Origin of the sequence: Candidatus Poriferisocius sp., assembly GCF_965208475.1 — a bacterium.
In the GTDB taxonomy this organism is placed as follows: Bacteria; Actinomycetota; Acidimicrobiia; order Acidimicrobiales; family Bin134; genus Poriferisocius.
The window spans coordinates 368,276-389,298 of record NZ_OZ242338.1 but is presented as its reverse complement, the minus strand read 5'-3'; the positions used below and the strand labels follow the sequence as shown (position 1 = coordinate 389,298).

Genomic DNA, 21,023 nt, shown 5'->3' with positions numbered 1-21,023 from the left:
TATGGGGCCGGTGGCCGAGTCCTACTCGTTCAGCCACCGGTACGGCTTCGGTTTGGTCGACGCCGATGCCGCGGTGGATGCCGCGGCGGGCTGGACGCTGTTGCCCCCGATGCAGACCTATGCGGCTTCGCACACCGGCGATGTGCCGCTGCCGGGGCGCGGCGAGGAGATCGAGTTGGCCACAGATGTGGCGACGGCCATCGATTTCACTGAGCATGTCAAGGTCACCGTGGCCGGCGACATATCGGACTTCCGCGACTACCGGTGGACGCTGGTGTCGCCTTCGGGCACCGAATCGCTCCTATCGCCGGAGACCGGGTCGTGCATAGAGGGCTGGTGCTCGTTGCGGAGTTCGTTCGACTTTGGGTCGTCGCGCCATCTGGGCGAGAACCCGAAGGGCACCTGGAAGCTGAGAATCCAGCACATGCCGACTTACCCGGACTGCCGCCCAGAGACAGCCACCTACACCGGCTGGTGGCACACCGTATATTGCGGCACTGGCTTCGGGGAGGTCATCAGCTCGTGGGGAATCGAGGTGACGGGGCACACGGGCGGGACATCGGAGCCGGTTTCTTTGTCGGTTTCGGCGGCGAGCGTCGCGGAGGGCGGGAGCGTGGATGTGACGGTGTCGGTGGGCGGCCTGGCGCCGACCGAGGATCTGGTGGTGCCGCTGGCGTTCGCCGGCGTGACCGCTGAGGCGGGCGCCGATTACTCGGCGCCGGCGTCGGTGACGGTGCTGAAGGGCTCGTCTTCGGCGACTGCGACGATCTCTATCGCCCAGGACAGCGTGCATGAGGGCCCTGAGGCGTTCGCGGTCAGGTTGGGCGTTTTGCCGTTGGGGTATCGCCCTGGGTCGGGGTTGGTGTTGGTGTCGATTGCTGATGACGATCCGCTGCCGACATTGACTCTGCACGCCGCAAGCGCGTCGGTGGTCGAGGGCGGTTCGGTGGATGTCACGGCGCGGCTCAGCGGCTTGTCGTCTGAGGATGTGACCGCGACTTTGTCCGCGGCGGCGGTCGCTCCGGCCCAGCCATCAGACGGGTGGCTGGCCTCGCCGGCGGTGTTGAGGGTCCCGGCGGGGTCGACGGCGAGTTCGGGGTCGGTGGTGTTCGCGGCGTCGCAGAACGATGTGTACGAGTTGTCGGGGTCGGCGGCGAAGTCGTTTGAGGTGTCCGCTGTCGCTGTCGGCGGCAACGGCGTGGCCGACCCGGCCGCGATCACGCTGGGGATCGACGACGACGAATCGACCCCGGTGGTCTCCATCGTCGGGGGCGCCGCTGTGGTGGAGGGTTCCGCGGCGGAGTTCACCTTGACCGCCAGTCCGAGGCCGTCGGCCGAGCTGGCGGTGAGCGTGACGGTGGCCCAGCAGGGCGCGTTCGGCGCGGTGACCGGTTCGCGGGTGGTGACCATCCCCGCCTCGGGCCGCGCGGTGCTGGTTGTGGCGACGACCGGCGACTCGGCGGTGGAAGCCGACGGGTCGGTCACCGTAACGGTGACCGCGGGGGCCGATTACACGCCGCCGCCGGCATCGGCGAGCGTGGCGGTGTTCGACGACGACAGTCCGAGGCCGCGGGTTTCGGTCGCCGGCGGGCCCGCCGTGGTCGAGGGCGCGGCGGCGGAGTTCACCCTCACCGCGTTCCCGGTGCCTTCTGGCGATCTGGCGGTGGGCGTGATGGTGGCCCAGCAGGGCGAGTTCGGCGTCGTCGCAGGTTCGCGGTCGGTGGCGGTCCCCGTTTCGGGCAGCGTTGTGCTGTCGGTGGCGACGGCCGGCGACTCGTTCGGCGAGCCCGACGGGTCGGTGATCGTGACTGTGGTCGACGGTCTCGACTACGACCTGGGCACGAGCAGCACGGCGACGGTCGTTGTGGCCGACGACGACGGCGGTCCGGTGCCGGTGGCGGTGTCGTTGTCGGCGGCAGACGCCTCGATTCCTGAGAATGGGGGCGCGACCGATGTGGAGATTGCTTTGAGTCGGGTGCTGGTGGTCGGTGAGACGGTGAGCGTGCCGATAACGGTGTCGGGTGTGCCGGGCAGCGACTGGATATTGGGCGACCCGGCCGGGCCGGGGGTGGTGCGCACCGGCTATGGCAGCACCACCGCGGTGGAGTTCAGCGTCGGCGGGCGCGCCGCGGTGATGCGCTTCGAGGCGATAGACGACGCCGCCATGTTCGACCGGCCCATCACGTTCGCGTTCGGCACCGGGACAAGGGCTGTGACCCATACCGGGTTCGCCGGCGGCGTCACAGCAGGCGGGCCGGTTACCATCACCATCGCCGACAGCGACCTCCCGCCGGTGTGCGACGGCCCGCCGACGGTGTCGGTGGCCGACGCCACCGCGGCGCGGGGCGAGGACCTCGAATTCCGCGTCGTTCTCAGTTGCCGGTTCAGCGGTACGGTGGTGGCTCATTACTACATAGCGCGCGACGGTGAGATCGACGGGAATACCCAAAAGGTCACGTTCGGGCCCGGCGGCACGCACGCGACGGCGAGCGTGCCCACCAAGGACTCCGACACGGTGAAATTGCAGGTCGCATGGGCCCCCGGCGCCGCGAACGCCTTCCGTGTGCCCGCGGCCACCGGAACCGTCACCGAAACCCCGCCGGTGGTCAGCATCGCCGCCGGCGGCGACATCACCGAAGGCGCCGCCGCGACGCTCATCGTGACTGCGGTTCCCGCGCCACAGAGCCCGATCACCGTCACCATGGACATCTCCCAAAGCGGCGACTTCGCCCATAGCGCAGGGCGGCGAACCCTCGTGCTGAACGGCGCGGCGATGGTCTACTCGGTTGCGACCCGGGATGACAGTGTCGACGAACCCGACGGGTCGGTCACCGTGACGCTGGTGGACGGCGCCGGCTATGACTTGGGCACCAGCAGCGCGGCGACGGTGGCGGTGGCCGATGATGATGACCCGGTGCCGGTGGTGACCATCGCCGCGGGCGGCGACGTCACCGAGGGACACAGCGCGACGTTCACCGTCACTGCGGTGCCTTTGCCGGCGAGCCCGATGGCGGTCGATGTGACGGTGTCGGCGGCCGGGGACTTCGGCGCGACGACCGGCACCCGTACGGTGACGGTGCCGACCTCGGGATCGGCGACGTTCGCGGTCTCTACCTCCGACGACAGCGCCGACGAGGCCGACGGGTCGGTCACCGCCACTGTGGTGGACGGCGCCGGCTACGACCTGGGCGCTGACAAGTCGGCGACGGTGGGTGTGGCCGACGACGACGATCCGGCGCCGCAGGTGGACATCACTGCTGGCTCGGGGGGCACCGAGGGCACAGATGCGGTGTTCACCATCACCGCTACGCCGCAGCCGGCCGCCGACCTCGATGTGGCCGTGGCGATCGCGGTGTCGGGCGATTACGGCGCCGCAACCGGAACGCGGACCGCGACGATCTCGTCGGGCACCACCCAGGCGACCCTGACCATCGCCACGGTCGACGACGGCGACGACGAGCCCGACGGCAGCGTCACCGCGACTTTGGTCGCGGGCAGCGGTTACACCGTCGGCCCGCTGGCGTCGGAGACGGTGCAGGTTCTCGACGACGACGACCCGCCGCTGGTGATCCCCGAGGTCAGCATCGCTGCTGCTGGGGATGTGACCGAGGGCGCCGACGCGGTGTTCACGGTGACCGCGGACCCCGCGCCGCCGGCCGGTGTTGACGTGAGCGTCACTGTCTCGGCGGCCGGCGACTGGGGCGTCGCGGCCGGCCCGCAGACGGTGACGCTGGCCGCGAACACGCCGACGGCGACGCTCACCATCCCCACTGCCGGCGACTCCGTGGACGAGGCCGACGGCAGTGTCACGGTGTCGTTGGACGCTCCGGGCGCGGACGCGGGCTACGCGGTCTCGGCGACCCAGGGCGAGGCGTCGGTTGCGGTCGCTGATGACGATGTGGATCCGCTGACGGTGTACATGATCTTCTTCTCGACCTCGATAGCGGAGAACGGCACCGGCTATGACAACCAGGCCGGGCTGAACATCGGATTGACGCGGACGATGCGGTCGTGGGAGACGCTCACGGTGCCGTTGAGGGTGACCGGTGGCGACGAGGGCGCGCAGTGGACGATGCGCGACCTCAACGATCCCGACGCGGTGTTCGCCAACGACTTCGAGGTCACCTTCGGCCCCGGCGACCAGCGCGTCGAGTTGGCGTTGACGGCTGTGGCCGACAGCGACTGGGCCGACCACGAGATCACCGCGTGGTACGGCACCGGCCCCCGGGCGCCGACCCTGAACGGCAGCACCGACGGCGTGATATTGGGCATCTCGTGGGGTCCCGACGGAACCGAGCGAGCCGACGGTTCCACCACCGTCGTCATCATCGACAGCGACGAACCTCCCCCCGAGGTGAACATCACCGACAGCACAGGCGGAACCGAGGGAACCGACGCTGTGTTCACCATCACCGCCTCTGAACCCGCAACAGCCGACCTCGACGTGAGGGTGGACATCACCACAACCGGCGACTGGGGAGCAACCACCGGCACCCGCACCGCCACCATCCCAACAGGCAGCACTGAGGCCACCATCACCATCGCCACCACAGACGACGACACCGACGAGCCCGATGGGTCGATCACCGCCACCCTCACCGCGGGCAGCGGCTACACCATCGGACCCCACCCGTCGCAAACCGCCCAGATCGCCGACGACGACGACCCGCCCCCCGAGCCCGCCATCCCAGACTGCGCCGCCAGCCCCAGGGTGTCGGTGGCCGACGCCGCCGCCCAACAAGGCCAAGACCTCCAATTCGAGATCAGCCTCAGCTGCCGCTCAAAACGCGACGTCACCGTCTACTACGCCGTCGCCCACGACCGCCGCCTCGGCAACGTCATCACCATCACCATCAACAAAGGCGAAACCGGCGCAACCGTCAACGTCCCCACCGCGGGCACTGACGCAGACATCGAGTTCCACATCGTGTACCTCATCGGCGCCGCCAACTACACCGCCAAAGCCAAAGCCACCATCACCAACTAACGGTCTTTTTGGCGACTCATGCTGGGGTGGTTGAGGGTCCCTGATTGGGGGCCTTCGATGCCGTAGAGGGCGGCTGCGTTCTCCCACAGAAGCTTGTGCCGGACCTCGTCGGAATGGCCGGCGAGCGACGCCTCTATCCGCTCGCGGACGTTGCCGTAGAGGCAGGTCGGATGGGGGAAGTCAGTCTCGAACAGCACGTTGTCGACGCCGATCTTGTCGAGCAGCCGCTGGGGAGCGGTCTCCTCGAACCAGTAGCAGGCATAAACCTGGCGGCGGAAATACTCACTGGGCATCATCTCGAAGTTGGGGGCTTGGCCGAGTCCGCCGCATTCATTGAAGGAGTGGTCCACCGCCTCAAGCACGAAGGGGATGAAGCCGATGCCGCTCTCCACCGACACGAACTTGAGGTCGGGATAGCGAGGCAGCACGCCGGATCCCAACAGGTCGGTGAGCTGGATTCCGTTTTTCAGGAACATCTCCAGCGACGCGTAGGCGTAGGTCGACGGCTTGCCGTGGGCCGCCATCCGCTCAGGAGTGAAGCCGGTAGTGGTGTCGCCGCTGCCGATGTGGAAGCTGATGGGAAGTCCAGCCTCCTGGGCCACCGACCACAGGGGACCCCAGTGGGGGTCGCCGAGCAAGGGCAGCCCGAACCGCTGGGGCTCCCCGGTGAACAAAACAGCCCGGTGGCCGAGTTCAGCGCACCGGGCGACCTCGGCCACCGTGTCGTCGATGTCCCAGAAGGGTGTTGAGATGACGGCCACGAACCGTCTCGGGTCGGGCGAGATCCAGTCGAGTTGGAAATTGTTGTAGGCCTGCACGCAGGCCAGCATCAGCTCGCGGTCTTTCAACTTCAAGAAGTGCTGCGCCCCGAAGCCGCCGACGTTCGGATAGAGCACCTGGGCCCAGATCCCCTGTTCGTCCATGAGCTTCAGCCGCTCACTGGCATCATAGGCGGCGGGGTGGATCTCCTCGAACACCGAAGGGCCGGCAGGAAAGGGCTCCGGCCACCCGGCCACCGCGGTCATGCCAACTGAAGAGAACACCTCTCCGCCCACGAACCAGTGGTCCTTGCCCTCGTCGGTGCGCTCGACCCGGGGCACCCGGTCCTTCAATTTGGCGGGAACCCGAGACACAAAGGTGTCAGGAGGCTCAGTCACATGGGTATCGACGTCGATGACGAGCTCGGTGCTGGGCATCCCCCAAGTCTGCCCCACTCCTCTACCAACCGTCAGGCTGGCTGCATTGATCCCTATTTGGTTATGCGCGCCATACCCCCGTCGATCACCACGGTTTGGCCGTTCATGAAGCTCGATTCGGCCGAGCACAGGAACACCAGCAGTCCGACAAGGTCTTGGGGTTCACCAGGCCGTCTAACGGTTTGGCGGGCCAGCAACCTCTGCACTTGCTCTTCTGGGAGCTTGGCGGTCATCACGCCGGGAGCAATCCCATTGACCCTGATGTTGTCGCCCGAGAGCTCATCGGCAAGCACCTTGGTAACACCGTTGAGGGCGAGCTTCGAAACCGTGTAGGCGCCGGCATCGATCAGCGCGCCGTTGGACGACTGGTTGACGATGACGCCCCCGCCGCGGGTCCGCATCGACTCCGCGCAAGCCTTGGCGCACATGATCGGGGCGACAGTGTTCACGGCCAGGATCTCCATCCACTCTTCGGCGGAGAGGATGACCGCCTCGCTCCACTTCCCCCGGGCCAGCCCCGCGTTGTTGACCAGGATGTCCACCCCGCCGAATGCGTCGATGGCGGCTTGCACCATGGCATCGATGTCGTCGCTGGAGGTGACATCGCACCGGACGCCAACAGCCCGAGCCCCAGCGCCGGCGATCTCATCGGCAACCCGGCTAGCCGCTTCGCCATCAATATCGGCTACCACCACCGCGGCGCCCTCCGAGGCCAGGGCGTGGGCGTAGACGACACCCAGCCCCCCAACCCCGGCACCTCCGGCACCGGTGACTATCGCAACCTTGTTTTCGAGCCTCATTCGATCACCTCAAGTATTCGACGCAGCACGGTAGTCGCTGATTGCACCAGAGATTTGGCGCCAAGCGAACTGCAATAGTCAAGGATTGTGGGCGAACCCATCTACTATCCCACCAGCACACGCCTGAGCAGGTGATGCCGAATGGGGGGAAATTAGTGCCAAGCAAGCAAGATCTCTGTCAACACTTGTGCCTGTATCGGATCAGAACCCCATGACCACGGTGGCCCAAATCGTGGCCAACGACCTCTGTGTGGGTTGCGGGCTCTGCGAGACGATCACCAGCGGTCGGGTGAAGATGGCCATGACCCCCGCCGGTTCGCTGCGGCCATCGCCTATCGACGGTTTCAACCCCGAGGAGGAGCAGACGATCATCGGCGCATGCCCCGGAGTGGTGGCCGAAGCCCGATCAGACCCTGGCCTGCCGCTCGACCCCATCTGGGGACACCACGGCACCATGAGGCACGCCTGGGCCGCCGACCCAGAAGTACGGTTCAAGGCGGCCACCGGAGGGGTGCTCACCGCCCTGGGCCAATACCTGCTGGACTCGGGAACAGCGGCGTTCGTCCTGCATGTGGGGGCCGACCCGGCTCAGCCGATGCGGAGCCGGTGGGTCAGCAGCGAGACCTCCGAGGCTGTTCTGGCCAACACAGGGTCGAGATACGGGCCAACCGCGCCGCTGGCCGGACTGGGCGCCGCGCTCGATCGCAATGAGCCACTCGCCATCATCGCCAAACCCTGCGACCTCGGCGCGGTGCATCGGCTGGCGGCGGTCGACCCCCGAATAGACGAACTGGTTGTGGCCCGGCTGACCATGGTGTGCGGCGGCCAGTCGCACTTGTCCAAGTCGCAGCGGCTGCTTCGACAGTTGGACATCTCGGAGACCGCCGTGTCGCTGTTCCGCTACCGGGGTCACGGAAATCCCGGACCGACCAGGGTGGAAACCCGCGACGGACGGGCCTTCGAGATCCCATATCTGGAGATGTGGGAGGACGAGGGCACCTGGGATCTTGAGACCAGGTGCAAGCTGTGCCCTGATGCCCTGGGAGAAGCCTCAGATGTCGCCGTCGCCGATGTATGGCCCGGTGGTGCGCCCGTTGGCGAGGATGACGGATTCAGCGGCATCGTGGTTCGCAGCGAGGTCGGCGAGTCTCTGGTCGGCCAAGCCGCGGCCGACGGCCATATCGTGCTCGGCGAGCCGATCAGTCCCCGAGAGTTAGACGACATGCAGCCCCACCAAGTCCGCAAGAAGCAGGCTCTGGCCGCCCGGTACCGGGGCATGGCCGACGCTGGGGTCTCCCCTATCGCCACCCACGGACTGCGGATCGAGGAACTGGGCCATCGCCTCTCCCCCGCCGAAGCTGACGCCCAGCGAGCCGGCACCGCAACCCGAATGAAGGCCGCCCGCTCTTGAAGGGCGCCGAGAACGATCACCCCGGCGTTGACGGCGGCGTCGCGAGCGCCGGTACCCGCGGGGCCGGCGATATCGCCGGCGCCGGCACATCAGGTTTCACGGCTTGTCGCCCCAACGGCCTTAGGCGATCACTCCTTTGGCCTTCAGGTCGATCACGTCGTCCCAGTCCATCCCCAGATTCTCGGTGAGAATCTCGTCGCCGTGCTCGTTGAAGCCCGGCGCCCTTCCCGGCGCGGCCGGCTCGCCGTTGAATTGAACGGGGGGCGCCACCAGCTTGAACGGAATCCCGTGTTCGTTTACCGCATCCTGGACGTATCCGTTGGCCCGCACCTGAGGATCGTCGACGATCTCCAAGGTGTCGAGCGCCGGCGTCCATTGACCGGAGAAGTCGGCGAACAGTTCCCGGACCTCGTCCAGGGTCCGGCACATGACCACTTCGCTCACGATGTCGCTGGCCGGGCCGGCGTTGGCCATCAATGCCTCATGGGTGGCGAACCGCTCGTCGTCGATCAGCTCGGGGCGGTCGATCACCCCGCAGAACTCCTGCCAGTAGGGGAGGGGCTGGAGGCAGGTGATGTTGATGGTGTACCCATCGGCGGTGGCGTAGTTGCCCAGCAGCGGATGGCTGCGTCCGCTCAGGTCGACCGGTCGCCACGGCGTGTTGTTCACGTGCGACATGGCCACGCCGGCCCCCATGGCCCACAAGCCGGTTCCGAGCAGCGACACTTCCAGGGAAATGGCCTCGCCGGTGCGCTGGCGGTGGAACAGCGCGGTGGCGATACCACCGGCAATGGTCATCGCCCCAATAGAGTCGCCGTACGCCGGCCCCGGCTGCGAGGGCATGCGGTCGTCGTCGGTGTGCCAGGTGCCTATTGCCGCCCCCGATCGCACCCAGAACGAGGTCATGTCGTAGCCCCCCCGATCGGCTTCCGGACCCTTGTGGCCCCACGCGGTGCCCGCGGCGTAGACGATGCTCTCGTTGTGGGGCCGCACCTCTTCCTCGGTGATGTGCAGCCGCTCACGCACGTTGGGCGGCTTGTTGGTGAGGAAGACATCGGAGATGGCGATGAGCCGGTGCAGTATCGACATGCCCTCCTCGGTTTGGAGATCGAGGCCGAGGCTGCGCTTGCCCCGGTTGGCATGCTCCATGATGGCGTGAACCTGGCCTGAGAGATCAAGCGCCCCGCTCGACACCAGACCCCGAGCCGCGTCGCCCCGCTGAGCGTGCTCGATCTTGACGACGTCGGCGCCCCAGTCGGCCAGCACCGCGGAAGCCGCGGGCACGAAGGTGTGATCGGCGACATCCAGTATGCGGATGCCCTGCATCGGTTGAACCATGATCAGCCCCTCTTGCTCAATTTGGCCGAGTGCTTGGAGTGCGCGACGGCTCCGTTCTTGTCTACCGGATCAAACCGCTTCAACCCTGATCCCAGCTGAGAGGGCCGTCCGAGGTTGCCGCCGTCAACTTCGACTTGAACGGCCCTGGTCCCAACTTGAGGAGGCCGATCAGGCTGACCGAAGCCTGGACATCATGAGCATGAAGACCACCGTGCTGGGCAGCGCCACTATTGCCACCGCGCTGCCCACATCGAGACTGGCTCCAGCAATGCCGCCAATCGCCAGCGGAATCACCAAGAAGGCGGTGCGCATTCCCGCGGTCAGCGCACCGAGCCCTGCGCCTGGCTGGCCGGGGCGCTTCGCCGCGGTGTCATAAGCCGAGGGCAAAAGCGCAGCGATCCCAAGCCCAGCTAGGGCGTAGCCGGCAACAATGAGATACCGGTTCGGAACCAGCGAGGCGATCGCCACCCCGGCCCCGGTCATAGCCACCGACAGTCGCATAAGCCTGTCGTGTCCCAGGCCCACGCTCATCCAATCACCGGCGAATCGCGCCGCAGTCATCCCACCCATCACCGCCACGTAGCCGAGGGCCGCGAATCCAGCAGAGGCGCCCAAGTCGTCGTTGAGGCGAAACGCGGCCCAGTCGATGGACGTGGACTCCATGGTCGCCGCGGAAAACCCAACCAACCCCAACAGCACCAGAGCCGCTCTGGAGCGGTGGACGATTCCACCGACCCGGCCCGAATCGGAGGCTTCGCCAGGTTGGCCGGGAGTCTCATCGACTCGAAGAAGCCCGGATCCGACATAGCCGATGACCGCGAGCATCACCGCGGCGGCAACTATGAGATGAACGGGCAGGGAAACCCCGGCGGCCGCCACTTGCGACGACGCTGTTCCCCCGATCAGGGCGCCCAGACTCCACAATCCATGAAGTCGGTTCATCACCGGTGAGTGCCGACGGGCGCTCAGCCATGAGCCCTGCATGTTCATAGCGACGTCGACCAGCACATCGAAGGCCATCATCAACGACAGGCCCACCAGCAGCAGCGCCGGCGTGGTGGAGAGCCCAATGACGGCCAAAGTCATCGCCAGCAGAGCCCCGGCAATGAGCAACACCACCCGGGTGCCAAAGCGAGAAATCGCGCCACCAGCGCTGGCGCTGCCTACCAGACCGAATACTCCGGCGATCGACAGCAGTGCCCCCACGCCGGCGATAGATATCCCCACGCGGTCGCGTATCTCCGGCATCCGGGGTATGAACGAGGCGAAGATCGCCCCGTTTGCGAAAAATTGCACCGCAACCGCCCGGAGCGCCCGCTGGTCAGTTCGGCTGAAGGTGCCAGGCACCGAGTGAGCGTACTCATACTTCGCCGATCCCAAACAGATGGGCGGATTCACCTCGGCGATGTGAACTCGCCTAGACAGTTGCATGAGGATGCAGACATGACCGAGGTGTACCGCGACCCGCACGCCGCGATAGGCGACCGCGTGGCTGATCTCCTGGGCCGCATGACGCTTGAGGAGAAGGTTGCCCAACTCGGGGCGGTCTGGCTCACCGCGGTGGTGAGAGACGAGGTGTTCGACGCCGACCATGCCGCGGAGATCCTGGCCAACGGCATCGGACAGGTCACCCGCATCGGTGCCAGCACCGGCCTGTTGGCCAACGAATCGGCCCAACTGGGCAACTCGATCCAGCAGATTCTGGTGGAGCGCACCCGGCTGGGAATCCCCATGGTCATCCACGAAGAGGGGGTCGGCGGCTTCCTTCACCGCGGCGCCACCACGTTCCCCCAGGGGTTGGGGCTGGCCGCCACCTGGGATGTCGAGTTGATGGCCGAGGTCGCTGAGGTTATTCGCACCCAGATGACCGCGGTCGGCGCCCGCCACAACCTGTCGCCGGTGCTTGATGTGGCCCGCGACCCCCGATGGGGCCGGGTCGAAGAGACCTATGGGGAATCTCCCGAGCTCTGCGCCCGCATGGGAACTGCCTACGTGCAGGGGCTCCAAACCGACAACCTGGCCAACGGCGTGGTCTGCACGGGAAAGCACTTCCTCGGCTACGGCTATTCCCTGGGGGGACGAAATCAAGCCCCGGTACACATCGGCGAGCGGGAGCTTCGCGAGGTGTATGCCGAGCCGTTCGCCGCAGCCATACGCGACGCCGGCCTGGCCTCGATCATGAACAGCTACTCGTCGATCGACGGAGAACCGGTCGCCGCCAGCAGAAGGCTGCTCACCGACTTGCTGCGCGGGGAGCTGGGCTTCGATGGGACGGTGGTGGCCGACTATTTCGCCGTCCTCCAGCTGCATTTCAACCACATGACGGCCCTCGACGCGGCTGAGTCGGCGATCCAAGCCCTCTCGGCCGGACTGGACATCGAACTGCCCGCCCTCGACTGCTACAAGCATCTCCCGGAAGCGGTGCGTGCAGGCCGCATCGGCGAGGCAATCGTCGACGAATCCTGTGCCCGGGTGCTGGCCCAGAAGTTCCAGCTCGGCCTGTTTGAGAACCCCTACGTGGACGCCGATGCCGCCCTTGCGCTGTTCGACACGCCTGAGCAGCGGGCTCTGGCCCGGCGGGCCGCGGCCGAGGGAGTCATCTTGTTGAAGAACGAGGGGGTTCTACCCCTTGACCCCTCGATCTCCCGACTGGCGGTTGTCGGCCCCCACGCCGATGATCCCCGGCTGCTCCAGGGCGACTATCACTATCCGGCTCACCTGGAGATCATCTATCAGGGGCGCACCGAGGCGGTGACCGAAGCGCTGGGGGGCATCGGCGCCGACATGGACGCCGATCAGCTTCCCGAGGCGGGAGGCCGGTTCTCGCCCGGACCGCACTTCAATCCCCATGTGACGCCGGTTGGCGGCCTTCGAGATGCCCTGCCCCACGCCGAGGTCGTCCACGTCGCCGGGTGCGCCGACGCGGGCCGCGACACATCCGGAATCGCCGCGGCGGTTGAGGCCGCGGCGGCCGCCGACGTTGCCGTGGTGTGCGTGGGCGCCCGATCGGGGCTGGTGGCGGAGTCCACCGTGGGCGAAGCTCGCGACGCCACCGATCTCCAACTGCCGGGCGTGCAGTCGCAGCTTGTCGCCGAGGTGGCAGCCACCGGAACTCCGACCATCGTCGTGGTGATCAGCGGGCGGGTTCACACCCTCGAAGAGGAGTCGGAAGCCGCCGACGCGTTGCTGTGGTCGATCCTGCCCGGCGAGGAGGGCGGCAGGGCCATAGCCGACGTGCTGGTCGGCGCGGTCAACCCGGCCGGCCGCCTGCCGGTCACCATGCCCAGGCACGTTGGACAGATACCGCTGCACCATGACATGCGGCGGCGAGGGGATCGATCGGAGTTCTACGGGGACTACGTCGACCGCAGCGCCCAAGCGCGGTACTGGTTCGGCCACGGCCTGTCCTACACCACCTTCGAATACGGCGATCTGACGGTGGCCGCGGGGTCGACCACTTCGGCAACCGAGATTTCGGTGCCGGTTGCCAATGCCGGCCAGCGCGACGGAGACGAGGTGGTTCAGCTCTATGCCACCGATGAGGTGGCGAGTGTGGCCCGGCCCATCCGCGAGATGATCGGGTTCGCCCGGGTGTCGATCCCCGCGGGCCAGACTCGCACCGTCGCCTTCACCGTCCATCCCAGCCGCCTGGCGTTCCATGGCCGGGACATGGAGCTCATCGCCGAGCCGGGCCTCTTCACCTTCCGGGTCGGGGCCTCATCATTCGACCCCGACATGCGCGAGGCCCAAGTGGAGCTGACGGGTGAAGTTGCCCGCTACGACCGTCAGGCCATCGTGGCCACCTCCGTGGAAGTCACTTGAGCGGCTACTCCCCTGCTCTGGCGGTCACGGGCGCCACAGGGCTCGCGGCAGTTGCTTCTCCTTGTCGATGAAGGGCAGCAACTCCACGGTCGCCTCGTGCAGTTCGCCGTCGTGGTCCTGCAACTGGACCCTCTTGCCCACCCACTCGTCCCCGGGCAACGGACGATCGAAGCGCACGTAGCCGACTCCCTCATCTCGGGTGGGCGACCATGTGCCGATGGTTATGTGCCCGGCCGGAGCGTGCTCAAAGCACACCGACATGAAGGTTTCCGGCGTCGCGGTCGGGCAGGCCAGCCCAAGCAAGAGCTGGCTGCGGTCGGCGGTCTCCAACGCGGCTCGGCCGATGAAGTCCGCCTTGTCGAAGTTGACAAAATGCCCGAGGCCGGCGCTGAACGGAGTCAGATCGGGTTCGATGTCGCTGCCGTTGTCCAAAATGCCGGCTTCGATCCGCCGTATTCCCATGGATGACGAGGTGCTGAACTCCATGCCGAACTGCTCGCCGCTGGCGAACAAGTGATCCCAGAGGGCATCGTGGTCGGTCGGCTCGGGGCCGCTGTTGCAATAGACCTCGATTCCCACCTCCCCGGTCCATCCGGTGCGAGAGACCCACAGCAACTGGCCGCCAATGTCGAAGAACCCGGCCCGGAAGTACTTGAATTCGTCCGACAGCCCGCCGCCGGTGGCGGCATTCAGCACATCCAGCGACTTCGGGCCCTGGATTTGCAGCACCTGCGAGTTCGGATCGGACACCTCGGCATCAAGCCCGATAGCAGCGGCCTTGAGCCAGCTCATGAACTCGCCATTGGCCTTGACATACCAGTAGCGATCCGCCCCCAGCCGCATGACCACGCCGTCCATCACTATTGCGCCGTCCTCATAGCAGGCGAGGGCGTAGCGGCATCGGCCCACACCCAGCGTGTCCGCTTTGCAGACGAGAACCTTCTCCAGCACCCCAGCGGCATCGGGTCCGACGATCTCAAGCGGCTGCTCTGGAACGTCGTACAGCATTACGCCATTGCGCAACTTCCAATAGTTGGGAATCGGATCCTCTTCGTCGGACGCCTTCAGCGGATACAGGCGGCCGCAGTACAGGCCGAAGATCGTTTGATCAGTGCCATACCGACCGGCAAACGGCGACTTGTGCTGCCGATATGAACTGAGATCGACCGTCTCGAACGCCTCGATGTAGTAGTGCCTATCCCCCGCCATAGGGCATTCAGCCTATAGCCATTTCCATCGGCCCAGTGAATGCCCGTGGCGGCGTTGGAGCCAGCAGATGACACCGCGTTTTACTGGGGCCACTCGATGTTGTAGTCGTCGAACCAGAACCGGGCCTCGCGGATGGCATCGGGTTCGGTCCGCAAGTCGAGGTCTTGGTTGAGCTGCTCGGGGGTGGGCCCGATCTGTTCGGCGATCGACGAGAGGCCCTCGATATCCAGGTTGTAGCAGCGCACGGCGTTGAGCCCGAGCAACAGGCGGGTCTCCTCCACGGGGATCTGCTGGAAATCGGTCTCGAGGCGCTCGATCGTGTTGGGCCAGCTTCCCTCCGGGTGGGGGTAGTCGGTGCCCCACATCAGGGCGTCCACACCGTTCACGTAGCGCCGCCGCAGCTCGACCTTGCTCATGGTGGAAGCGCCGATGAACACGTTGGCGCCGATGTACTCCGAGGGCAGGCGCCCGATGAGGCCCTTGGTGCGCGAGCTCATCTTCTTGACCTTCCAGTTGCGTCCCCCGAACATGGCGTCGGCCTTGAACAGCAAGTCGCCCAACCACCAAGAGCCGCATTCCACCGGCGCGTAGCGCAGGTTGGGATGGCGGTCGAAGGCCCCGGAGAACAAGAGCTGCCACAGGGGGCGATGGGTCCAGAACGCGACCTCGAGCATGTACTGGGCCATGTTCTCGTTGTACGACGGGGTGTCGGCTTCGCCCGAGTGGGTATGCACCACGAGCCCGGCCTCGGCGCAGGCGGCCCACACCCGGTCGTAGCTCTCGTGGCCGTAGGAGGGGTGCTCGTGCCACATGGTCGGGATCATGATGCCCCGCACGCCGGGCTTGCCGGCCAGCGACTCGATCTCTTTCACCGCCTCGTCCACGCCGTGGGTGATGGGCACCAAGGCCACGCCGGCGCGGCGCGGCGGGTTGGTGGCGCAGAACTCCTCGAGCCAGCGGTTGTGGGCCCGGGCACCGGCCCAGGCCCGCCGCGAGTCGGTGATCTGCCCAGCAGAGAGTCCGGCCCCGAACGGGGGCGCCTCCATTCCGGTGACCGCATCGCCGTCAGCGAAGATGATCTCCCCGGCAACCCCGTCGGCGTCGAGGGTCTTGTCGCGGATGTCGGGATCGTAGGCACCCTTCAGCCCGATCTCGTTCTCGCTCTCCCACTGCTCGACGTACTCGCCGTTGAGCTCCTCGACCATGGCCCGGTGCTGATGGCGGGTCACCAGCCACTCGTCGAACTCGGGATGGAGCGACGACTCGAGGTACTCGCGGTAGTCCTCTACGAACAATCCGGCGTGGGTGTCGGACGAGACGATGATGTAGGGGGCGTTGCTCTGGTCAACGCCGGCGACAGGGTTGGGCATTGGTCGGCTCCCTCTTCAATTCGGGCTGAGCACACCAGCTAGAGCGCTGACCACACTGTACTGCCACGCCGGCGACGACTCGCCAATGGCACGCTCGGGGAGGGTGGGCGCGGAGGGACTCGAACCCCCGGCCTCTTCCTTGTAAGGGAAGCGCTCTTGCCATCTGAGCTACGCGCCCGGTGCGATGGCCAGGTTAGACCGGCGACGCCGACCCTCCCGCACCAATACCCTCGCCAGCAGGGGCGCCGAAGGTGCGCCGCTGAGCCAGGATCTCGGCGAGCAGCGGCGGGGTGGCTGCCACTACCGGCGAGCGAGTCTCAGACAGCGCGTCGGGCAGAAGGGGCCGCCCCCATGCCTCGCCCATCGCCACTCCAGCCTCGGCGCACACCAAGGCGCCGCCCAGGTAGTCCCAGGTGGCGTGGCCCCCGGGTGTGCAGTCGATGTAGGCGTCGAGGACGCCCTCGGCCACCGCGCACAGATCCAGGGCGATCGAGCCCAAGACGCGGTATTGCCCCCAGCCAAGATGCCGGGGGGGCAGATGGGTCAGCCCCACGGTGGCCTCACCCAAAAACTGCTGAGACGTCGGCCCTGATCCCCGCCGGCGGTGCTCTCCCGATGCCGGGGCGAGTTGCCGGCCGTCGACGGTGGCCCCCCGTCCCCGAATCGCCCGGTACGCCTTGCCGTTCACCAGGTTCTGCACCAGAGCGGCCAGCAACCCGCCAGAGTCGACTGCGCACATGCTGGTGGAGTACCACGGCAAGCCCCGAGCGGCGTTCGAGGAGCCGTCCACCGGATCGAGCACCACCAAAAGGTCGCGCCCGGGGTCGTGCGATCCCGATTCCTCGCTGAACACCCCGAAGCCGGCCTCGGCCAGCACCTTCCGGGCCGCCTCGTCGGCGGCAACGTCGAAGCTGTACTGACCCTCCCGGTTGCCGGTCATCTTCCAGCCGTCCACCCGAGATACCGCCTCGGCCACCGCCGCTGCGGCCCGGTCGAAGACTGCCAGAATCCCGTTGCCGTCCACCAGACGAAGCTAACCGCTATCGGATGGCCAACAAGGTCAATTTCGCGGTTCAGACCTGGTTCGCCAGCGCCGCCCCCTGGGGCCGGCAACGGGTAGCCAGGGCAGCTCTTGCTGTGGCAGTGTTGGGCTCTTGGCTGTCGTCGATATCGCTACCTTCATCGCCGATCTCAAAGACCATGCCGCTGACCACGGCTTCCATGTCCACGATGATCGCCATTTCGTGGAGACCTACTCCATGCGCCAGGCATGGGAGGTGGACCTGCACCCCTCGGCTGCCTGCGGCGGCCCGCTCGACGTACACATCACCCTGGAGGTGGATCCCCGGGTGATGCTGAGCTTTGAGGACCACATGATGGAACTGCCCGAGGGGGTGGAGCCCACCGAGGACTTCAAGCTGCCCATGGTGGTGTCGTGGAGCCTGCCGCCGCTGCCCGATGGCCCCGACCTGCTGCTTTTGGCCACCGACCTCGCCGGCATCGGCGGAATGGACCTGCCGCTCGACGTGTCGGCCATCGACGCCTACGCCGCGGTGACCGACGCCCCCGAGCGGAGCGTGTCCATCACCGCCCGGGTGGAGGTCTCGATCAGCGGCATGTTCACCGGCCAGGAGTGCCTGGGCGGCGTGATGCCCAAAGTTGCCGATATCAGCGAGTTCCTGCTGGACCGCGCCCCGGCCTGGCTGGGGGATATCTGAGAGCTGCCTGGCCGAGGGCAGCCACATCGCGAACTCCTTGCTAAAGGCCGGCAGCGAGTCGGTAGCATGGTTAACCCATGGTCCGTCGGCTCAAGATCATCGTTGCGCCGGAAATTGCCGGCAGCGCTCGGGGCTGGCGCCACTTCCCGGGCCAAGTCTTCATCGTGACGGTGGCCGCGCTCATCTACTTCGGCGTGCGGATGCTCACCAAGGGGGCGGAGGTTGCCGCCTTCAAGAACGCCTACGACCTGCTCACCTTCGAGTCCACCCTGGGCTTGGACCTGGAAGCGTGGTCGCAGTCGGCAGTGCTCGACTACCACTGGATGGTCACCTTCTTCAACTGGGTGTACATCTGGCTGCACTGGCCGGTGATCATCGGCGCCCTGCTGCTGCTGTACCGCTACAACCGGCGCCGCTACACGCTCATGCGCAACGCCATGATCGTGTCCGGCGCTCTGGGACTGTTGTTCTTCGCCTTCTTCCCGGTGGCCCCGCCCCGGTTCTTCGACGGCTTCACCGACACAGTCACCGACCTGTCCACCTCCTACCGATACCTTCAGCCTCCTTCAGTGGTGAACAAGTACGCCGCTTTGCCCAGCTTCCACGTGGGGTGGAATGTGCTGGCCGGGGTGGTGCTGTTTCGCAGCACGCGGTCGATTCCGGTGCGGATATTCGCGGTGGCCTCACCGCTGCTGATGTCGGTGGCCGTGGTGCTCACCGGCAACCACTGGGTGATCGACGGCTTCGTGGGCACCGCACTGGCCCTTATCGGTTTGTACGTCGCGCACCGCCTCGGCTGGCTGACCCGCCGCTGGCAGGAGCCGAGCGAAGAAGATGCCCCCGGCACAGCCGGGCAGATGGGCACGGGCTCGGCCAAACAACCCGAGTTGGCCAAAGTGGGCCCGGCGGGGATCGAACCCGCGACCGAGCGATTATGAGTCGCCTGCTCTGACCACTGAGCTACGGGCCCGCCGACATCCTAGTGGTCCGCCTATTGGTCGGCAGGGGTGGATTGCGAAAGGCAAGTGCCGTCGCACTGATGCCGGTTTGGCTCCGGGGGTGAGACTCGAACTCACAACCTAGCGGTTAACAGCCGCTTGCTCTGCCGGTTGAGCTACCCCGGATCGACCCGTGATTTTACCCCCTCGGCGGGTTGGCTCACTCATCCAATACCACCGACAGCACCGAGACCACCACCAACGGGACGCCCAACCACTGCCACCCGCCGAGTTGCTCGTCGAACAGAAACCAGGCCCACAGCACCGCCAACGCCGGAGCGACCATATTCATCAGCGTGATGGCCCTCAGGGACACGTGCCGGTGGCTGTAGTTGACCATCAGGTGGGCAAGTCCGGCGGTCACCGCCATGGTGGCGGCCACCCCCCAGCTCCAACCGTCGGCAATGACCAAGGGGTCGAACGACAGCAGCGCGATCGGCAGCATCATGGCGGTGGAGATCGCGGACCATCCGGCCTGGTACTCCAGGGCGCTCAAGTGGTTGCGAGCCACCCGGGAAGCCACCAAGTAGCCGGCAAACGACAACACGGCCACTACCGCCAGCAAGTCGCCGCCCAAAGACCCGCCTCCGGTGCTGTCTGGCCGGCCCAGAAGCACCAGGATCATTCCGGCGATGGCCACCGGCGTGGCCAGCTTCACCCGATAGCTGATCTGCTCGCCGAATACCCGGCTGGCGGCCCACAGCAGGAATATGGGGGCAGTCGAGCCGATGATCATGGCGTTGGCCACCGAGGTGGTCTTGATGGCGGTAAAGAACGTGGCCGCATTGACGGTGAACACCACGCCGCCGGCCAGGGAGTGGCGCAGCACCCGGCGGTCGAGCCGCCCTCCCCGCAGATGCAGCGCAGCCACCGACCAGGCCGTCGCCCCGAACAGTCGCCAGAATGCGAACGGCAACGCGCCGAACTCGTTGTCGCGGACGAATATGGGGCCCCAGCTGAACAAGAAGATGCCGGTGGCCGCAGCCCACATCCCCACGCCCCGCCGGGCAGCGGGCGTTGCGGCGCCGGGCGCGCCGGGCTCCGAAGCGGGGGGCGAAGAGCTAATGGTCGAACGCCGGCAAGACGTGGCGGCCGAGGAGCTCGATGGAGGCCATGACCTTGTCGTGGGGGATGTTGTAGGGCTGCACCGCGCACAAAAGGAGGTCGGTGCCGATCTCCTCGTAGCCCCTGGCCAGGCGGACCACCTGGTCGGGGTCGCCGATGAGCGCGGTGCCCATCTCCACCAGCCCTTCCAGATTCATGGCTTCCTGGACCATGCCACTGTCCAGCACATCGGTGACGGCGCTGAGATATTGGAAGTCGTTGAAATCAAGGCTGCGGTCGGCCTGCCAGGCGGGCATCGACGCGGAGAGCTGCAATGCGGCGACGGGATACCACTCGAACGACTGCCGCCCCACCTCGCAGGCCTCGTCGGCGGTGGGGGCGCAGTGGGCCATGGTGAAGCTGGCCACCCGGTTGTTGATGCGACCGCCCACCGGATCTGTGCAGCCGGCGATGGCGTTGCGGTAGATGTTGATCTTGGCCTCGAGGTCGGGCATGGGCACGAACACGCTGAACGACAAGAGCCCCATCCCCATCGACCCCGCGATGCGGTGGGTCTCATCGCTGCCCGCCGCGGCCCACATGGGAGGGCACGGCTGTTGGACCGGCTTGGGGATCACCCGGCGCCGGGGCATCGACCAGTAATCGCCCTCGAAACTGTATTCGTCGTTCATCCAGCAGCCGGCGGTGTGCTCTACGGCCTCGGCCCACATGGCCCTGGTCTCGTTGGGGTCTATGCCGAAGCCCTCCAACTCGGCCCGGCTGTTGGACCGGCCGGTGCCGTACTCCACCCGCCCGCCGCTGATCACATCCAAGGTGGCGGCCGACTCGGCCGAGCGCACCGGGTGGTTGTAGGGCTTGGGGGCGAGCCGCACCCCGTAGCCGATGCGGATGTTCTCGGTGCGGGCCGCGATGGCACCGTAGAGCACTTCGGGGTTGGAGCAGTGGGAGTACTCCTCCAAGAAGTGGTGCTCCACCGTCCACACGCTGTCGAAGCCCATCTTGTCGGCCAAGACGGCCTGCTCCAGCACCTCCTGGTAGGCCCGGCGCTCGCTGTCTTCGTCCCAGGGGCGGGGCACGGGGATCTCGTAGAACAGCGCGAACCTCATTGG

The 21,023-nt window shown here is 66.6% G+C and carries 14 protein-coding genes and 3 tRNA genes; 5 read left to right on the top strand and 12 right to left on the bottom strand.

The features are described from left to right. The first annotated feature begins 1 nt into the window (after position 1). Positions 2–4,987: a Calx-beta domain-containing protein gene (locus ACOGXA_RS01830; protein WP_419927027.1), complete on the top strand. Its 4,986-nt coding sequence runs from the start codon at positions 2–4 to the stop codon at positions 4,985–4,987. On the opposite strand, the gene ACOGXA_RS01825 is transcribed toward ACOGXA_RS01830, so the two are convergent. Further along, positions 4,984–6,183, bottom strand: coding sequence for an amidohydrolase family protein (locus ACOGXA_RS01825; RefSeq protein WP_419925583.1), 1,200 nt, complete (start codon positions 6,181–6,183; stop codon positions 4,984–4,986). The two genes, ACOGXA_RS01830 and ACOGXA_RS01825, sit on opposite strands and share 4 nt — an antisense overlap. A 53-nt stretch (positions 6,184–6,236) precedes the next feature. Then, the gene (locus tag ACOGXA_RS01820) at positions 6,237–6,983 is read right to left on the bottom strand and encodes an SDR family NAD(P)-dependent oxidoreductase (protein ID WP_419925582.1); all 747 of its coding nucleotides are present in this window, start codon (positions 6,981–6,983) and stop codon (positions 6,237–6,239) included. A 211-nt stretch (positions 6,984–7,194) separates the two neighbouring features. Here ACOGXA_RS01820 and ACOGXA_RS01815 point away from each other — a divergent pair, with 211 nt between their 5' ends. Further along, positions 7,195–8,394: a Coenzyme F420 hydrogenase/dehydrogenase, beta subunit C-terminal domain gene (locus ACOGXA_RS01815; RefSeq protein WP_419925581.1), complete on the top strand. Its 1,200-nt coding sequence runs from the start codon at positions 7,195–7,197 to the stop codon at positions 8,392–8,394. A gap of 120 nt (positions 8,395–8,514) precedes the next feature. Here the strand turns inward: ACOGXA_RS01815 and ACOGXA_RS01810 are convergent, their stop codons facing one another. Together ACOGXA_RS01810 and ACOGXA_RS01805 are read right to left on the bottom strand one after the other, a co-directional pair. Continuing rightward, complete coding sequence (locus ACOGXA_RS01810; RefSeq protein WP_419925580.1) at positions 8,515–9,732, bottom strand: CaiB/BaiF CoA transferase family protein; 1,218 nt, start codon at positions 9,730–9,732, stop codon at positions 8,515–8,517. A 168-nt stretch (positions 9,733–9,900) separates the two neighbouring features. Further along, positions 9,901–11,079 carry an MFS transporter gene (locus ACOGXA_RS01805; RefSeq protein WP_419925579.1) on the bottom strand — a complete coding sequence of 393 codons (1,179 nt, stop codon included), beginning with the start codon at positions 11,077–11,079 and terminating at the stop codon, positions 9,901–9,903. Positions 11,080–11,175: 96 nt separating this feature from the next. On the opposite strand from ACOGXA_RS01805, the gene ACOGXA_RS01800 reads away from it, so the two are divergent. Continuing rightward, positions 11,176–13,554, top strand: coding sequence for a glycoside hydrolase family 3 N-terminal domain-containing protein (locus ACOGXA_RS01800; RefSeq protein ID WP_419925578.1), 2,379 nt, complete (start codon positions 11,176–11,178; stop codon positions 13,552–13,554). 24 nt (positions 13,555–13,578) lie between these two features. Here the strand turns inward: ACOGXA_RS01800 and ACOGXA_RS01795 are convergent, their stop codons facing one another. The 4 genes from ACOGXA_RS01795 to ACOGXA_RS01780 form a co-directional block, all read right to left on the bottom strand. Further along, complete coding sequence (locus ACOGXA_RS01795; RefSeq protein WP_419925577.1) at positions 13,579–14,763, bottom strand: aminomethyltransferase family protein; 1,185 nt, start codon at positions 14,761–14,763, stop codon at positions 13,579–13,581. Between the two features lie 80 nt (positions 14,764–14,843). Then, positions 14,844–16,133, bottom strand: a complete 1,290-nt coding sequence (locus ACOGXA_RS01790; RefSeq protein ID WP_419925576.1) for an amidohydrolase family protein — start codon at positions 16,131–16,133, stop codon at positions 14,844–14,846. Between the two features lie 104 nt (positions 16,134–16,237). Beyond that, positions 16,238–16,311 (bottom strand) — tRNA-Val (locus tag ACOGXA_RS01785). A gap of 15 nt (positions 16,312–16,326) precedes the next feature. Then, on the bottom strand, positions 16,327–17,157 hold the full coding sequence (locus tag ACOGXA_RS01780) for an inositol monophosphatase family protein (protein WP_419925575.1): 831 nt from the start codon (positions 17,155–17,157) through the stop codon (positions 16,327–16,329). A 130-nt stretch (positions 17,158–17,287) separates the two neighbouring features. Here ACOGXA_RS01780 and ACOGXA_RS01775 point away from each other — a divergent pair, with 130 nt between their 5' ends. Then, complete coding sequence (locus ACOGXA_RS01775; RefSeq protein WP_419925574.1) at positions 17,288–17,851, top strand: hypothetical protein; 564 nt, start codon at positions 17,288–17,290, stop codon at positions 17,849–17,851. 77 nt (positions 17,852–17,928) lie between these two features. Next, a complete protein-coding gene (locus ACOGXA_RS01770) occupies positions 17,929–18,789 on the top strand; it encodes a phosphatase PAP2 family protein (RefSeq protein ID WP_419927026.1) in 861 nt (286 codons plus the stop codon). Here ACOGXA_RS01770 and ACOGXA_RS01765 read toward each other — a convergent pair. The 4 genes from ACOGXA_RS01765 to ACOGXA_RS01750 form a co-directional block, all read right to left on the bottom strand. Further along, a tRNA-Ile gene (locus tag ACOGXA_RS01765) sits at positions 18,749–18,821 on the bottom strand. The two genes, ACOGXA_RS01770 and ACOGXA_RS01765, sit on opposite strands and share 41 nt — an antisense overlap. A gap of 78 nt (positions 18,822–18,899) precedes the next feature. Beyond that, positions 18,900–18,975 (bottom strand) — tRNA-Asn (locus tag ACOGXA_RS01760). A gap of 34 nt (positions 18,976–19,009) precedes the next feature. Then, entirely contained in the window at positions 19,010–19,840 is an 831-nt protein-coding gene (locus ACOGXA_RS01755) for a DMT family transporter (RefSeq protein ID WP_419925573.1), read from the bottom strand. Between the two features lie 70 nt (positions 19,841–19,910). Continuing rightward, on the bottom strand, positions 19,911–21,020 hold the full coding sequence (locus ACOGXA_RS01750) for an LLM class flavin-dependent oxidoreductase (protein ID WP_419925572.1): 1,110 nt from the start codon (positions 21,018–21,020) through the stop codon (positions 19,911–19,913). Positions 21,021–21,023 lie beyond the last annotated feature (3 nt).

Bases quoted from the DNA above. Each gene is read 5' to 3' on its own strand.
- ACOGXA_RS01755 (WP_419925573.1), bottom strand. From the start codon at position 19,840: ATGTGGGCTGCGGCCACCGGCATCTTCTTGTTCAGCTGGGGCCCCATA.
- ACOGXA_RS01810 (WP_419925580.1), bottom strand. From the start codon at position 9,732: ATGGTTCAACCGATGCAGGGCATCCGCATACTGGATGTCGCCGATCAC.
- ACOGXA_RS01820 (WP_419925582.1), bottom strand. From the start codon at position 6,983: ATGAGGCTCGAAAACAAGGTTGCGATAGTCACCGGTGCCGGAGGTGCC.
- ACOGXA_RS01770 (WP_419927026.1), top strand. From the start codon at position 17,929: ATGGTCCGTCGGCTCAAGATCATCGTTGCGCCGGAAATTGCCGGCAGC.
- ACOGXA_RS01815 (WP_419925581.1), top strand. From the start codon at position 7,195: ATGACCACGGTGGCCCAAATCGTGGCCAACGACCTCTGTGTGGGTTGC.
- ACOGXA_RS01795 (WP_419925577.1), bottom strand. From the start codon at position 14,763: ATGGCGGGGGATAGGCACTACTACATCGAGGCGTTCGAGACGGTCGAT.
- ACOGXA_RS01800 (WP_419925578.1), top strand. From the start codon at position 11,176: ATGACCGAGGTGTACCGCGACCCGCACGCCGCGATAGGCGACCGCGTG.
- ACOGXA_RS01790 (WP_419925576.1), bottom strand. From the start codon at position 16,133: ATGCCCAACCCTGTCGCCGGCGTTGACCAGAGCAACGCCCCCTACATC.
- ACOGXA_RS01750 (WP_419925572.1), bottom strand. From the start codon at position 21,020: ATGAGGTTCGCGCTGTTCTACGAGATCCCCGTGCCCCGCCCCTGGGAC.
- ACOGXA_RS01825 (WP_419925583.1), bottom strand. From the start codon at position 6,183: ATGCCCAGCACCGAGCTCGTCATCGACGTCGATACCCATGTGACTGAG.
- ACOGXA_RS01830 (WP_419927027.1), top strand. From the start codon at position 2: ATGGGGCCGGTGGCCGAGTCCTACTCGTTCAGCCACCGGTACGGCTTC.